General features: G+C 69.5%; 8 protein-coding genes. All 8 read left to right on the top strand.

What is annotated here, in order from left to right; translation table 11 throughout:
- Positions 1-67: 67 nt before the first annotated feature.
- On the top strand, positions 68-2,680 hold the full coding sequence (locus ACOACQ_RS18040; protein WP_378597210.1) for an FtsK/SpoIIIE family DNA translocase: 2,613 nt from the start codon (positions 68-70) through the stop codon (positions 2,678-2,680).
- Between the two features lie 5 nt (positions 2,681-2,685).
- Complete coding sequence (locus ACOACQ_RS18035) at positions 2,686-4,593, top strand: helix-turn-helix domain-containing protein (protein ID WP_420289081.1); 1,908 nt, start codon at positions 2,686-2,688, stop codon at positions 4,591-4,593.
- Positions 4,594-4,661: 68 nt separating this feature from the next.
- On the top strand, positions 4,662-6,104 hold the full coding sequence (rimO, locus tag ACOACQ_RS18030) for a 30S ribosomal protein S12 methylthiotransferase RimO (protein WP_378597207.1): 1,443 nt from the start codon (positions 4,662-4,664) through the stop codon (positions 6,102-6,104).
- Positions 6,101-6,745, top strand: a complete 645-nt coding sequence (gene pgsA, locus ACOACQ_RS18025) for a CDP-diacylglycerol--glycerol-3-phosphate 3-phosphatidyltransferase (protein ID WP_378597206.1) — start codon at positions 6,101-6,103, stop codon at positions 6,743-6,745. The genes rimO and pgsA overlap by 4 nt, the downstream gene beginning before the upstream one ends.
- 228 nt (positions 6,746-6,973) lie before the next feature.
- Positions 6,974-11,896: an ExeM/NucH family extracellular endonuclease gene (locus tag ACOACQ_RS18020; protein ID WP_420288963.1), complete on the top strand. Its 4,923-nt coding sequence runs from the start codon at positions 6,974-6,976 to the stop codon at positions 11,894-11,896.
- Positions 11,847-14,606, top strand: coding sequence for a 5'-nucleotidase C-terminal domain-containing protein (locus ACOACQ_RS18015; protein ID WP_420289080.1), 2,760 nt, complete (start codon positions 11,847-11,849; stop codon positions 14,604-14,606). Before ACOACQ_RS18020 ends, ACOACQ_RS18015 begins: the two co-directional genes overlap by 50 nt.
- A 66-nt stretch (positions 14,607-14,672) precedes the next feature.
- Complete coding sequence (locus tag ACOACQ_RS18010; protein ID WP_378597202.1) at positions 14,673-15,176, top strand: CinA family protein; 504 nt, start codon at positions 14,673-14,675, stop codon at positions 15,174-15,176.
- A gap of 47 nt (positions 15,177-15,223) precedes the next feature.
- Positions 15,224-15,532, top strand: coding sequence for a helix-turn-helix domain-containing protein (locus ACOACQ_RS18005; RefSeq protein ID WP_378597201.1), 309 nt, complete (start codon positions 15,224-15,226; stop codon positions 15,530-15,532).
- Positions 15,533-15,537: the final 5 nt, after the last annotated feature.

Here is a 15,537-nt window from a genome sequence, read left to right as displayed (position 1 = left end):
AAGGTCAAGCCCGACACACCAGCCTGTGGTCCCTGTGGCTGGTGTGACTTGTGGGTAGGTTGTGAGCATGGCGACCCGTACGTCTTCCCCGACGGCGTCGCGCAGCCGGACCACCCCTTCCTCACGCTCGGGCGCGAAGAAGACAGCCAGCTCGCGATCACGTAGTACGACCAGCAAGAAGTCACCGGCCAAGAAGAGCGCGGCCCGGCGACCGGCGCCCCGCGCCGTGCGCAACGGACCCGGACCGGTGGCCCGGGCGTTCGTCGCGCTCGGACGCGGTGTCGCGGCGATCTGGCTGGCCTTCGCGCACGCCATCGGAGCGGTGGCCCGCGGCATCGGGCACAGCGCCCGCGAGATCGAGCCCGAGCAGCGCCGCGACGGCTTCGGCCTGTTGCTGTGCGGCCTGGCGCTGATCATCGCCTCGGCCGTGTGGTTCGAGGTCCCCGGCGGTGTCATGGACTTCACCCGCGCCGCGGTCTCCGGCACGGTCGGCAAGATCGGCTGGTTCGTCCCGCTCCTCGTCCTGCTCGGCGGCTGGCGGGTCATGCGTGACCCGGTCGGCAACGGTCCGGCCGGACGCCAGATCATCGGCTGGGCGGCCCTTGCCTTCGGCCTGCTCGGGATCGTCCACATCGCCAACGGCAGCCCCGAGCCCGTGCAGGGCGACACCTCCGCCCTTCGCGAGGGTGGCGGCGCCATCGGGTACGTCGTCTCGGCGCTCCTGCTCGACCTGCTGCGTTCACCGGCGCTCGTCGTACCCCTGCTGGCCCTGCTCGCGTGCTTCGGTGTCCTGGTCATCACCGCCACGCCGCTGTACCGCGTGCCCGACCGCCTGCGCGAGCTCGGCGACACGCTCTTCGGCCGCCACCACGACTACGACGACGCGGACGCCACCCAGCCGATCCGGCTCAGCGACACCTTCGAGCGGACGGGCGACCCTGCCTACGACACGCCCCTGCTCGCGGAGGACGGGAAGAAGAAGCGTCGCGGCAAGAAGTCGGCCGACGAGCTCACCGTCGAGGAGTCGATGGCGCTCATGGAGCCGATCGACGTCCCGCTCGAGGACCCGATCGACCCGGAGGCCGGATCGAACGCCCTCATCGCCCGCAAGCTGGGACGTTCCCGTGCCGCGGTCGAGGACGACGGCGACGTCGAGCCGCCGCCGCACGCCGACCTGCCCCAGCGCGTCGAGCAGCTCGCGCTCTCCGGGGACATCGTCTACACGCTGCCGGACGCCGCGGCCCTCAAGCCCGGCGACCCGCACCGGTCGCGCTCGAAGGCCAGCGACGACGTCGTCGCCCGCCTCCAGACCGTGCTCGACGAGTTCAGCGTCGACGCCCAGGTCACCGGCTACACCCGCGGTCCGACGGTCACCCGCTACGAGATCGAGCTCGGCACGGGCGTCAAGGTCGAGAAGATCCTCGGCGTCCAGCGCAACATCTCCTACGCCGTCGGCTCCGAGGACGTCCGGATCCTCAGCCCGATCCCCGGCAAGTCCGCGGTCGGTGTCGAGATCCCCAACACCGACAAGGAGATCGTCTCCCTCGGCGACGTGCTCCGGTCCAACACTGCCCGTACCGACCACCACCCGCTGATCGCCGGCCTCGGCAAGGACGTCGAGGGTGGATTCGTCGTCGCCAACCTCGCGAAGATGCCGCACCTGCTGGTCGCCGGCGCCACCGGTTCCGGCAAGTCGAGCTTCATCAACTCGATGATCACCTCGGTCCTGATGCGGTCCACGCCCGACGAGGTGCGGATGATCATGGTCGACCCCAAGCGGGTCGAGCTGAACGCCTACGAAGGCGTTCCGCACCTGATCACGCCGATCATCACCAACCCGAAGAAGGCCGCCGAGGCCCTCGAGTGGGTGTGCCGCGAGATGGACATGCGGTACGACGACCTGGCCAACTTCGGCTTCCGTCACATCAACGACTTCAACAAGGCCGTCCGTGAGGGCAAGGTCGAGGTTCCGGCCGCCAGCGAGCGCGTGTTGACGCCATACCCGTACCTGCTGGTGATCGTCGACGAGCTCGCCGACCTGATGATGGTCGCCCCGCGCGACGTCGAGAGCTCGATCGTCCGGATCACCCAGCTGGCCCGCGCGGCCGGCATCCACCTCGTGCTCGCGACGCAGCGGCCCTCGGTCGACGTCGTGACCGGTCTGATCAAGGCGAACGTCCCGTCCCGACTGGCGTTCGCGACCTCCAGCCTCGCCGACTCGCGCGTCATCCTCGACACCCCCGGTGCCGAGAAGCTGGTCGGCCAGGGTGACGGCCTCTTCCTGCCGATGGGTGCGTCGAAGCCGATACGCGTCCAGGGCTCGTGGGTCACCGAGAAGGAGATCGCGCAGGTCGTCAAGCACTGCAAGGGCCAGCTCGAACCCAACTACCGCGACGACGTCACCGCCCCGGCGGCCGCCAGCAAGGTCCTCGATGACGACATCGGCGACGACATGGACCTGGTCATCCAGGCGATCGAGCTCGTGGTGTCCACGCAGTTCGGTTCGACCTCGATGCTGCAGCGCAAGCTCCGCGTCGGCTTCGCCAAGGCCGGCCGGTTGATGGACATCCTCGAGAGTCGGGGCGTCGTGGGACCCAGCGAGGGTTCCAAGGCACGCGACGTCCTGGTCAAGCCTGACGAGATCGACGCCGTGATCATGACCATCCAGGGGGAGGCGTGAGCCAGATGACCGACAACCTCGACCAGACCGACGACCAGAACGACGACAACGACCGTTTGGGATCGACCGAACCCGACCTGGAGCAGCAGGTCGAGGTCCGGCGCAACGCGACCCTGTCCGCGCTCGTGGGTGGTCTCTCGGCCCTGTTGACCGTGGCCTTCGCGGTCCGCGCCTTCACCGACGGCACTGGTCTGGACTGGTTGCTGTTCGGTGTCCTGGCCGTCGTCACGATCGCCCACCTCGCCTCCCTCGCCGACAGTCGCGCGCCGCTGCTCGTCGCCGACCCGCGCGGGGTCCGGGTCCGTCAGGGCGCCCGCTGGCGCGGGATCGCCTGGCCGGAGATCGACTGCCTCGAACACCTGCCGCGCCGCGGCCTGCGCGACGGCCACATCCTCGTCGACGGGTACGACGACCGGCAGTTCGTCGTTCCGCTGACGCTCGCCACCCGCGTCGTCGGCGCATCGCTGGCCTCGCTCAGCGACGTCCTCGCCGAGCTGGCGGACGGCCGCGCCGACGTGGTGGAGGTCGTTCCCGGCCTGGACGACCAACCGCAGACCCGCCGCGACGTGATCCCGAACCTCAGCGACCTCTATCGGGACGACGAGGAGATCGCCGCGGCTGCGGAGCGCCACGGGATCGCCGCCCGCGTGGCTGCCGGACTGGCCGGTGTCGACCAGGACCGTGACCTGGACCTCGACCAGGACCTCGACCAGGACCTCGACCAGGACCTCGACCAGGACCTCGACCAGGACGACGTTGATGATGACGACGACGTCGACGTTGACGACGACGCCCTCGCCGTGGCGGAGGTGCACCCGGCCGAGTCCGACGTGAGCCGGCTCCGCTCGCGACTGGCCCAGATCCGCGGCTGGTCGACCCAGTCCGACGATGCGGACGCCGACGTCGAGAACACCGACGAGATCGTGCTCGACGAGGACCCGTCGGACGTCGAGAACACCGACGAGATCGTGCTGCCGCCCGAAGAGCTCCGCCGCGACCCGCGCGACGGCCTGCGCGACGACTGGCACGACGACGAGGGCGGCGAGCCGCCCGCACCGGGACGCCCGACCGTGCTGTCTGCACGTGTCGAGGTCGACCGACCCGTCACGGCCCGGATGCCGCTCGATGACTCCGTGGCGACGTACGCTGCACCCGGGGACACCATGACGGTCGTGCTGGACGACCTCGCGCTGCGGCCGTCCGCGCAGCCGATCATCGGTCCGGACCTCGCTGCTGCCCGGGACCGCCTGCGGCTCACGATCGACCAGCTCTCGGACCGCACCCGGATCCGGCCCCACGTCATCGAGGCGATGGAGGTCGACGACTTCGGCCCGTGCGGTGGCGACTTCTATGCCCGCGGCCACCTGCGCACCCTGGCGCGCGTGCTCGGCGTCGACGCGGCGCCGTTGGTGGCGACGTACGACGAGACCTATGCCCACGCTCCCGTCGACCCGCGTCGGGTCTTCGAGTCCGAGCTCGCCACCGGTGCCGGTGGCGCGATCCGGAGCACCCGCGGCGGACGCAACTGGTCGGTCCTGATCGCTGCCGTGATGGGCGCGATCCTGATCTGGTCGATCGCCCGACTCGTCATGGACGGTCCGGCCCCGGTCGGCGACACCCCGGTGCTCAACCAGAGCGGCGGCATCTCCGACACCGCGGCCGCCAAGGGCGACCCGGTGAAGCTCACCCTGACGGCTGCCGGTGGCGGCGCGACGCTCAACGTGCGCGACGGCGCCGGCGAGATCGTGTTCGACGGTGCCCTTGCGTTCGGTCAGACGACCGAGCTCAGGGTCGTGCCGCCCATCCGGATCACCAGCTCCGACGGCTCGGTGACCTACGCCCTCGGCAAGAACAAGGCCAAGGCGCTGGGGGAGACCGGCGTCGACGTCGCGAAGACCCTGGTCAGCCGCTGACGCCTGCCGACGTGCGGCGGCCCGACGAATCCCGGCAGAGGGCCGTCCGCCGGTAGGCTCGTGCGGACATGACCAGCACTCCCGCCCCCGTCTCGGTTGCCCTGCTCACCCTCGGGTGCGCCCGCAACGACGTCGACTCCGAGGAGCTCGCCGGCCGCCTGGCGGCCGACGGCTTCGTCCTCGTCGACGACCCGGAGGACGCGGACACCGTCGTCGTGAACACCTGCGGGTTCGTCGACGCGGCCAAGAAGGACTCGATCGACACGCTGCTCGCCGCCTCCGACCTCAAGGAGTCGGGAAGGCCGCAGGCCGTCGTCGCTGTCGGTTGCCTGGCCGAGCGGTATGGCGAGGAGCTCGCCGACTCGCTGCCCGAGGCCGACGCGGTGCTGGGCTTCGACGACTACGAGGACATCGGCGGTCGGCTCCGCTCGATCCTCGCCGGCGACAAGCAGCACCCGCACACCCCGCGTGACCGGCGCCTGCTGCTCCCGATCAGCCCGGCCGATCGCCAGGCAGTCGTCGAGCGTCCCGCCGATGCCGGCCAGGAGGTCGCGATCCCGGGTCGTTCGGCACTGCGCAAGCGGCTCGACGGTGGCCCGATGGCCCCGCTCAAGCTGGCCAGCGGTTGCGACCGGCGCTGCACGTTCTGTGCGATCCCGATGTTCCGCGGCTCGTTCGTGAGTCGCCGGCCGTCCGACGTGCTGCAGGAAGCCGCCTGGCTCGCCGAGCAGGGCGTCAAGGAGCTCTTCCTCGTCTCGGAGAACTCGACGTCGTACGGCAAGGACCTGGGCGACCTGACCCTGCTCGAGACGATGCTTCCCGAGCTCGCGGCGCTCGACGGGATCCAGCGGGTGCGGGTCTCGTACCTGCAGCCCGCCGAGACCCGCCCCGGACTGGTCAAGGCGATCGCGTCCACACCGGGCGTGGCGCCGTACTTCGACCTGTCGTTCCAGCACGCGAGCGCATCGGTGCTGCGCCGGATGCGCCGCTTCGGCGACCCGGAGAGCTTCCTGGGCCTGCTCGACCAGGTGCGCGGCCTGTCCCCGGAGGCCGGCGTGCGGTCCAATGTGATCGTCGGGTTCCCCGGTGAGACCGAGGAGGACCTGCAGACCCTGTGCGACTTCCTCGTCGCCGCCCGGATGGACGTCACCGGCGTCTTCGGGTACTCCGACGAGGACGGCACCGAGGCCGAGACGTTCGACGGCAAGCTCGACGACGACGAGATCCGCGCGCGCCTGCAGCACGTCACGGACCTGGTCACCGAGCTCACCACCGACCGTGCCGAGGAACGCATCGGCACCGTCGTCGAGGTCCTCGTCGAGGAGGTCGACCCTGACGGCACAGGTGACGGCACCGTCGAGGGCCGGGCCGCCCAGCAGGGCCCCGAGGTCGACGGAACCACCCGCATCCTGGGGGCGCCGGGAGCACGTGTGGGTGACTTCGTCCGGGCGATCGTCGTTGCAAGCGATGGCGTCGACCTGATCGCCGAACCGGTTGAAGGAGTGGCATGAGCGAGACCACTGGATCCAGTGCGCCGGTTGCGTCGGGTGACGTGAAGCCGAGCAACTGGAACGTCCCCAACGCGCTCACCACGCTGCGGATCATCCTGGTGCCGTTCTACGGCTGGGCCCTCCTGTACGACGGCGGCGAGTCCGTCCTGTGGCGCACCGTCGCCTTCGGGATCTTCTTCGTCGGCATGGTGACCGACAAGGTCGACGGCGACCTGGCCCGCAAGCACAACCTGATCACCGACTTCGGCAAGATCGCCGACCCGATCGCCGACAAGGCGATCACGGGCATGGCCTTCATCGGCCTCGCGATCATCATGGACACCTGGTGGATGTGGACGATCGCCATCGTCGTGCTGGTCCGCGAGTGGGCCGTCACCCTGCTGCGCCTCTCGGTGCTCAAGGCCGTGGTCATCGCGGCCGCGCAGAGCGGCAAGTGGAAGACCGTCGCCCAGGCGTTCGCGCTCGGCTTCCTGAGCCTGCCCCTGCTCGAGGTCAAGGGCTGGCTGGACGTGCCCGGCGAGATCACCTACGGCGTTGCCCTCGTGTTCCTCGCGGCCGCCTTCGTCCTGACCCTCTGGTCGGGCTACGAGTTCTTCCGTGACGTCTGGAAGCAGCGCCACGACATCCGCAGGGCTGTCTAGCGCGCCTGCAAGTCCTCCGTGCTGCAGGTGTCGGCGCGGTGATCCCTCCGGTCTGACCTGAGGGTTTGCACCGTTTCTTCATCAAATCGTTGCGAGAGTTTTCCTCAACCCCTTGCCACGGGTGCGGTCGGCCGACATAAGGTCAGGCTCCTTCCCCCCGTTTCGCCAGCTTTCTCGGGCACGCGTTGCGGTTGCCGCTTTGTCGACCCCACCCTCGGAAGTAGCGCGATGCGTTCAGCGAAGCAGTTCCTCTTCGGATCCCTCGGCACCGCCCTGGCCCTGACGGGCCTGAGCGCCCTGGCGCCCACACCGGTGCAGGCAGCCAGCACCGGCCTGATCATCAACGAGGTGTACGGCGGCGGTGGCTCGACCTCCGTGTCGGCTGCCTACAAGGCCGACTTCGTCGAGCTGTTGAACCGTTCGGGGGTCGCTCAGCCACTGAACGGCCTGAGCCTCCAGTACCGGAGCGGCGGCTACACGACTGGCGCCCCCAGCGTGCTCCCACTGCCGAACGTCGAGGTGCCGGCCGGCAGCAAGTACCTCGTCCAGGTGAGTACCAACCTGTGCTCGGGCGTGCCGTGCGGCGGCGCTGACGTGCCGTCGCCGGACCACTCCGGGACTGCGCTCAACATGGCGGCCGGCAGTGGCCAGGTGATGCTGGTCCAGGGAACGACCGGCATCACGACGACGGGCACGTCGATGCACACCGTCACCAATGTCATCGACTTCGTCGGCTATGGCACGGCAACGTCCTCGGAGACCGCCCCGATCGGTCCCGCGGCGGCCAACACGACCTCGGTGCAGCGCAAGAACACCACCGACGCCGACAACAACTCCACGGACTTCAATGCGCCGGCCACTCCGTCCCCCGAGGGCATGGGCGTGGTGGCGCAGCCGCTGGCGGCCACCGACCCGGGCGACAAGACCTTCAACCAGAACTCCCCGATCACGCCGATCACCCTTGCCGCGACGGGCGGCACGTCGCCGTACACCTGGGCTGTCACCAACGGCACCCTGCCTGCCGGACTGACGCTGAGCGGCAACCAGATCACCGGTACGCCGACGACGGCCACCGCAGGCCCCGTCGAGATCACCGTGACGGCCACGGACTCCGCCGTTCCGACGCCGGCGGCGGCGACCGCCACCTTCACGATCACCGTCAACGCGGCGCTCGAGATCACCCCGATCGCCACCCTCCAGGGCACCGGCGCCCGCTCGCCGTTCGCTCCCGCCAGTGGCAACGGCAACGGCACGGAGGTGAAGTCGACCGAGGGCGTCGTCACCGCCGCCTACCCGGTGGGCGGCTTCAACGGCCTCTACATCCAGACCCCGGGTGCCGACACCGAAGGCGCCTCGGACGGCATCTTCGTCTACGGCGGCCCGACGAACGCCAACATCCCCGCGGGCATCCAGGTGGGCGACTCCGTGCGCGTCACCGGCCCGATCGCGGAGTTCTTCGACCTGACCCAGATCGTTCCCGGCGCTGGGGGAGTGACCGAGCTGGAGACCTCGCTCGGCACGATCACCCCGCGTGCGATCGCGTACCCGACGGCGGTCGCCGACCGTGAGGTCCGCGAGGGCGAGCTGCTCGCACCGACCGGCGACTTCACGATCACGAACGCCTTCCAGACCAACAACTTCGGTGAGGTCGGCCTCGCGTCCGGCACCGGCCCGCTCAAGCAGCCGACCGAGTTCGTCGACGACGACGACGCGGCCGGCCTCACGGCGATCGACGCCGAGAACGCCTCGCGTGCGGTGACCCTCGACGACGGTTCGACCACCAACTACCTGGGGACCCAGGCCACCAAGGCCCTCCCGGTGCCGTGGCTCACCCAGGGTGCGGGCGCCAACCCGTCCCCGCCGCGCGTCGGTGCCGGCATCACCTTCCACGCCCCGGTCGTCCTCGACTTCCGCAACAACGTGTGGAAGTTCCAGCCGCAGGGCCAGGTGACGACGAACGGCGCCGCCGTGGCGACCTTCGAGAACACCCGCGCCCAGAACATGGCGCCCGCGGACGTCGGCGGCGAGATCAAGATCGCGACGTTCAACGTCCTGAACTACTTCAACACCACCGGTGAGGCGTACGTCGCCGCCGGCCCGCTGCAGAACCCGCCGCAGAACACCCACTGCACCTACTTCACCGACCGTGGCCCGGGCGGTGACAACGGCACGGACGCCAGCGACCGCATCGGCAACAACGACTGCGGCGTGATCGGACCCGACGGCATCAAGTCCAGCAACGGACCGCGTGGGGCAGCGACCGCGGCGAGCCTCGCCCGCCAGGAGGAGAAGCTCGCCAAGGCGATCGTCGCCATGGACGCCGACGTGATCGGCCTCGAAGAGGTCGAGAACTCCATCAAGCTGCCCGGAGAGACCAACCGCGACGACGCCCTCGCGCGCATCGTCGAGCTCATCGACGCCCTGGAGCCCGCTGCCGGCTGGAAGTTCGTGAAGAGCCCCGGTGAGGCCGTCACCGCGGCCGCGGTCGGCGAGCAGGACGTGATCCGCCCGGCCTTCATCTACAAGTCCACCGCCGTGGCGACGGTCGGCCAGTCCGACATCCTGTTCGGCACCTCCGAGTTCGCCAACGCCCGCGAGCCGCTGGCGCAGGCGTTCAAGAAGGCCGGGGGGCTCGACTCCGACGCGTTCGCCGTCATCGTGAACCACTTCAAGTCCAAGGGCGACAACGCCAGCCCGGCGCCGCCGGCCACGGGCGACAACACCAACAGCCCCTACTACGGCGCCTTCAACGGCGACCGGACCCGCCAGGCCACGCGTCTCCTGCAGTTCGCCGACGACTTCGCCGCCGACCGGGGCATCGAGGCGGTCTTCCTGGCCGGTGACTTCAACTCGTACACCAAGGAAGACCCGATCCACGTCCTCGAGACGGGTGGCTTCACGCCGATCGAGTCCGACGACGCGGGCGACGAGAGCTACTCGTTCTCCGGGTTCTCCGGCTCGCTCGACCACGTGCTCGCCAACGAGGCAGCCGAGGCCCTGGTGACCGGCGCGGACATCTGGGAGATCAACGCCAACGAGGCGATCTCCTTCCAGTACAGCCGCTACAACTACAACGTCACCGACTTCTGGCAGCCGAACCTGCCGTTCGCCACGTCCGACCACAACCCCGAGGTCGTCGGTCTCGACCTGGCGGACGCCACCGAGCCGGACTACAAGGAGATCCAGGTCCTCGGGACCAACGACTTCCACGGCCGCCTGCTGCCCGACAGCGGCAACGCTGCCGGAGCAGCGCCGTACGCCACGGCGATCAAGGAGCTGCGCGAGGAGAACCCGAACACGGTCTTCGTCGCCGCCGGTGACCTCGTCGGTGCCTCGACCTTCGAGTCCTTCATCCAGGACGACGAGCCGACGATCGACGCGCTGAACGCCATGGGCCTGGAGGTCTCGGCCGCCGGCAACCACGAGTTCGATCGTGGGTACGCCGACTTCGAGGGCCGGATCCGGGACCGTGCGGACTGGGAGTACATCGCCGCCAACCTGGACTACGCCGACACGATCGCCGAGCCGGACCAGCTCGCGGAGACGTGGAAGAAGACCATCGACGGTGTCGAGATCGGCTTCGTCGGTGCCGTCACCGAGGACCTGCCCGCGCTGGTCAACCCCGCCGGCATCCAGGGAGTGACCGTGACGGACGTGGTCGACGCGACCAACGCCGCCGCCGCCGCACTCAAGGCCGAGGGCGTCGACCTGGTCGTCCTGCTGGTCCACGAGGGTTCGGCCACGACCGAGTGCAGCTCGCCGAGCTTCACCGATCCCGCCACGGTCTGGGGCAACATCACCCAGAACACGTCGGCCGACGTCGACGCGATCATCTCGGGCCACACCCACCTCGCCTACAACTGCAAGTACACCGTCGACGAGTGGGTGAGCGAGGGCCGGGCCGTCACGAAGCGCCCGGTCGTCTCGGCGGGCCAGTACGGCACCAACCTGAACAAGCTGGTCTTCAAGTTCGACGGCGACAACCTCGCGGTCATCACGCAGGAGATCCTGCCGACCGCCGGTGTCGGCTACGCGCCCGACCCGGACGTGCAGGCGATCGTCGACGACGCGGTCGACTTCGCCGAGACCGCCGGCAGCGCCGTGCTCGGGCAGATGGACGGCCCGTTCAAGCGGGCGTCGTACAACCCCTCGGGCAACCCCACCGAGAACCGCGGTGGTGAGTCGACGCTGAGCAACCAGGTCGCCGAGGTCCAGCGCTGGGCCACCGACGAAGCCGGCATCGAGACCGACATCGCCTTCATGAACCCGGGCGGACTCCGCGCGGACATGGCCGGCACGATCAACGGTGACCTGCGCGACCTCACGTTCCGCCAGGCGGCGGACGTCCAGCCGTTCGCCAACACGCTGGTGAACCTGAAGCTCACCGGTGCCCAGCTCGAGACCGTGCTGGAGCAGCAGTGGCAGCGCAACGCCCTGGGTGGCGTGCCTTCGCGGCCGTTCCTGCGCCTCGGTGTCTCCGAAGGCTTCACCTACACCTACGTCGAGACCCCCGAGACGGTCAGCGTCCCGAACGCGGCCCCGGTCAACACGTTCCGCGGCGAGGTCACGGGGATGTGGCTCAACGGTGAGCCGGTCGACGCCGCACAGGTCTACTCCGTCACCGTGAACTCGTTCCTCGGTGGTGGTGGCGACAACTTCTGGGAGCTCGCCAACGGCACCGACAAGGTGGACACCGGCAAGGTCGACCTCGAGGCGATGGTCGAGTACATGGACCAGTACGACGCCGCGAACCCGCTTCCGGTCGACTACGGCCAGCGGGCCGTCGAGATCGATCGCGGCTCCGAGGCCACGGCCGTCTACGAGCCCGGCGACCAGGTCACCTTCGACGTCGGGTCGTGGGCGATGACCGCGTCCGGCGACGCACAGGACACCGACCTGCAGGTCAAGCTCGGTGACGAGGTGATCGGTACCTTCCCCGTCAACAACACCGTCGGGGCCGCGGCGTACGACTCGTACGGCACCGCGTCGGTGTCGGTGACGTTGCCGGAGTCGATCGGCAACGGTGTCCAGGAGCTGACCGTCCACGGTCCGACCACCAAGACGTCGGTCCCGGTCTTCATCGAGGTCGACGACGTGGAGGATCCAGATCCTCGGGACCAACGACTTCCACGGTCGTCTGCTGGTCGATGAGACCGCGTCGGACAAGGACTGCGACGACGTCCTGTGCCCGGCCGCCGTCCTCTCGGGCACCGTCAAGCAGTTGCGCACCGAGAACCCGAACACGGTGTTCGTGGCGGCCGGTGACCTGATCGGCGCCTCGACGTTCGAGTCCTTCATCCAGAACGACGAGCCCACGATCGACGCGCTCAACGAGGCCGGTCTCGAGGTCTCGGCCGCGGGCAACCACGAGTTCGACCAGGGCTACGAAGACCTGGTCGGTCGGGTCCAGGACCACGCGGACTGGGACTACATCGCCGCCAACGTCGAGGAGCCGGAGGGTCGTGACGACCTCGCCGAGACGTGGACCAAGGAGTTCGGTGACGTCACCGTCGGTTTCGTCGGCGCCGTCACCGAGGAACTGCCGTCCCTGGTGAGCCCCGACGGGATCCAGGGCCTGACGGTCACGGACATCGTCGACGCCACCAATGCGGCCGCGGCGGACCTCAAGGCGGGCGGTGCGGATCTGGTCGTACTCCTGGTCCACGAGGGTTCCGCCGACACGACCTGCACGTCGCCGCAGTTCACCGACGAGAACACGGTCTGGGGCAACATCACCCAGAACGTCTCGGCGGACGTGGACGCGATCGTCTCGGGGCACACCCACCTCGCCTACAACTGCGCCTTCCCGGTGCAGGAATGGGTCGACGGCGGCCGTGCGGTCACCGAGCGACCGGTGGTGTCGGCCGGTCAGTACGGCCAGAACCTCAACAAGCTGGTGTTCTCCGTGGACTCCAGCACCGGCGACGTGGTCGCGAAGGCCCAGTCGATCGTGGCGCTGAACGCCAGCTCGCCGAGCGACCCCGCCGTCGAGGAGATCGTCAACGCGGCCAAGGCGGTGGCTGAGGTCCAGGGCGCCGTCAAGATCGGCGAGATCGCGGCCCCGTTCAACCGGGCCCGGATCACGGGCAGCACCGAGCCGAACCGTGGTGGCGAGTCCACGCTGGGCAACAAGGTGGCCGAGGTGCAGCGCTGGGCGACGGAGAACCCGGAGTCCGGGGCGGCGCAGATCGCCTTCATGAACCCCGGCGGCCTGCGCCAGGACATGGTCGGCACCGTCAACGGCGATGCGCGCGACCTGACCTACAAGCAGGCTGCGGTGGTCCAGCCGTTCGCCAACACGCTGGTCAACATGGACCTGACGGGTGCGCAGCTCGAGACGGTGCTGGAGCAGCAGTGGCAGCGCACCACCGGCGGAACGGTGCCGACGCGTCCGTTCCTGCGGCTGGGCGCCTCCGACGGCTTCACCTACACCTACGTGGAGACCCCGGTGACCGTCAGCGGCACCGCGACCTTCCAGGGCGAGGTGACCGGGATGTGGCTCGACGGCGAGCCGATCGACCCGGCGGCCACCTACTCGGTCACGGTGAACAAGTTCCTGTCCTCCGGCGGTGACAACTTCTTCGAGTTCGCGAACGGCACCGGGAAGGCCGACACCGGCAAGGTCGACCTGCAGGCGATGGTCGACTACATGGCGGAGTTCTCGGCCACCGAGCCGCTGGCCGTCGACTACAGCCAGCGTGCGGTCGAGGTCGAGTTCCCGGCCGGTGCCCCCTCCGGCTACGAGCCGGGTGGCACGGTGACCTTCGACGTCGGGTCGTGGACCATGTCCAACCCCGACGACGTGAAGGACACCGCGGTCCAGGTCAAGCTCGGCGACACCGTCCTGGGGACCTTCGCGCTGGACAACAGCATCGGGACCGACCGGTACGACCCCTACGGCAAGGCGACCGTCGCGGCCACGCTCCCGGGCGACCTGGAAGCGGGCGCCGTCGACCTCACGCTCGTCGGTGCCGAGACGGGTACGTCGATCATCGTGTCGATCACCGTCATGGAGCCGGACCCGGTGGCGGTCGTCAACAACACGCCGCCGACCATCACCGGGACCGCGAAGGTGGGCGCGCCGCTCGGCAGCACGCCGGGCACCTGGACGCCGGCCGACGTGGAGCTGGCCTACCAGTGGATCGTCGGTGGAGTCGAGGTCAACGGCGCGACCACGTCGACGTACACGCCGGTCGTGGCCGACCTGGGCAAGGTGGTCACGCTCGAGGTGACGGCGTCTGCCGAGGGTTCGCTCGACGGGGTGGCGACGTCCGCGCCGACGGCGGCGGTGGCGGCGGGCACCATCGTCAACACGGCGCTGCCGACGGTGACGGGCACGGCAAGGGTCGGCAGCAAGCTGACCGCGACCGCCGGCACCTGGTCGCCGACGCCTGCATCGGTGGCCTATCAGTGGCTCGCGAACGGCACGCCGATCGCGGGTGCGACGGGCACCACGCTGACCCTCAAGGGCCCGCAGGCAGGCAAGCGGATCTCGGTGCGGGTGACCGCCCAACGGCCCGCCTACACCGATGCGCTCGCTGTCTCGGCGCAGACCGCTGTCGTGGTCAAGGGAAAGGTCCAGCTCCTCAGCCGGACCACCCCGTTGCGGGTCGTGGTCAACAAGACCCGGGTGACGGTGATCGTGGTGCCACGCAACGCCGACCGCATTCCGGCCACCGGCACGGTCGAGGTCAGGATCGGGCGCACGACCATCACCCGCACGCTGGTGGGCGGTCGGGTGGACATCCGGTTCCCCGTGATGCGTTCGACGGGCCTGAAGTCGGTCCGGATGCGCTACCTGGGCAACGCGTCGCTCGCCCCGCAGACCGACTACACCTCGTTCTCGGTCGTCCGCCGATAGTCGCTGGTTCCGACGTCCCGGCACGCTCGTGCCGGGACGTCGGAGCGGCGTGCCACGATTCGGGGCATGGGATCAACCGCTGACCTGCTCGTCGCCGCACTGCGTGACGCGAACGCCACCGTCGGAACCGCCGAGTCACTGACGGGTGGCCAGCTCGCGGCACGGATCACGAACGTCCCCGGGTCATCGGTCGTGTACGCCGGCGGCGTGGTCAGCTACCAGACCCCGGTCAAGATCAACGTGCTCGGCGTCCCCGAGGAGACCGTCGCCGAGCACGGTGTCGTCTCGGCCGAGTGCGCGCGGGAGATGGCCGACGGGGTGCGACGTCTCCTCGGGACGACGTACGGCGTCAGCACCACGGGCGTGGCCGGTCCCGACCGCCAGGAGGGCAAGCCCGTGGGCACGGTCTTCGTCGGCGTCGCCGGCCCGGAGGGCGTGCACGCCGAGGCGCTGTCCCTCGAGGGGGACCGGTCGGCGATTCAGGATGCGAGCGTCGGCGCCGCCCTGTCGGTACTGGCTGCGATGATCTCATCGACCGGTCCAGCGCCGGAAGATTCTCGGCTCGGGTAGCGTTGAGCCAGAGTCCCCCGCACAACCACCCATGAGAGGAGATCGAGATGGTGCTCTTCCGCCGCTCGCTCGGTGACATCCTGCGCAGTCGCCGCACCGAGCTCGGTCTGACCCTCCGGGAGGTCTCGGGCTCCGCGCGGGTCAGCCTGGGCTACATCTCCGAGATCGAGCGCGGGCAGAAGGAAGCCTCGTCCGAGCTGCTCTCGTCGCTGTGCGACGCGCTCGAGATGCCGCTGTCCGACGTGCTCCGCGAGGTTGCCCACCACGTCGCCGTCGAGGAAGCCGCGCTGCTGGCGATGGCTCCCACCCCGATCGCTCCGCGTCGTGCGGGCGAGGTCGTGGCCTCCGCGGCGTAGGTCGC

Origin of the sequence: Nocardioides sp. CPCC 206347, from assembly GCF_048654605.1 — a bacterium.
Lineage (GTDB): Bacteria > Actinomycetota > Actinomycetes > Propionibacteriales > Nocardioidaceae > Nocardioides.
Note: the sequence above shows the minus strand (reverse complement) of the source record. Positions and strands in the feature narration are given on the sequence as shown.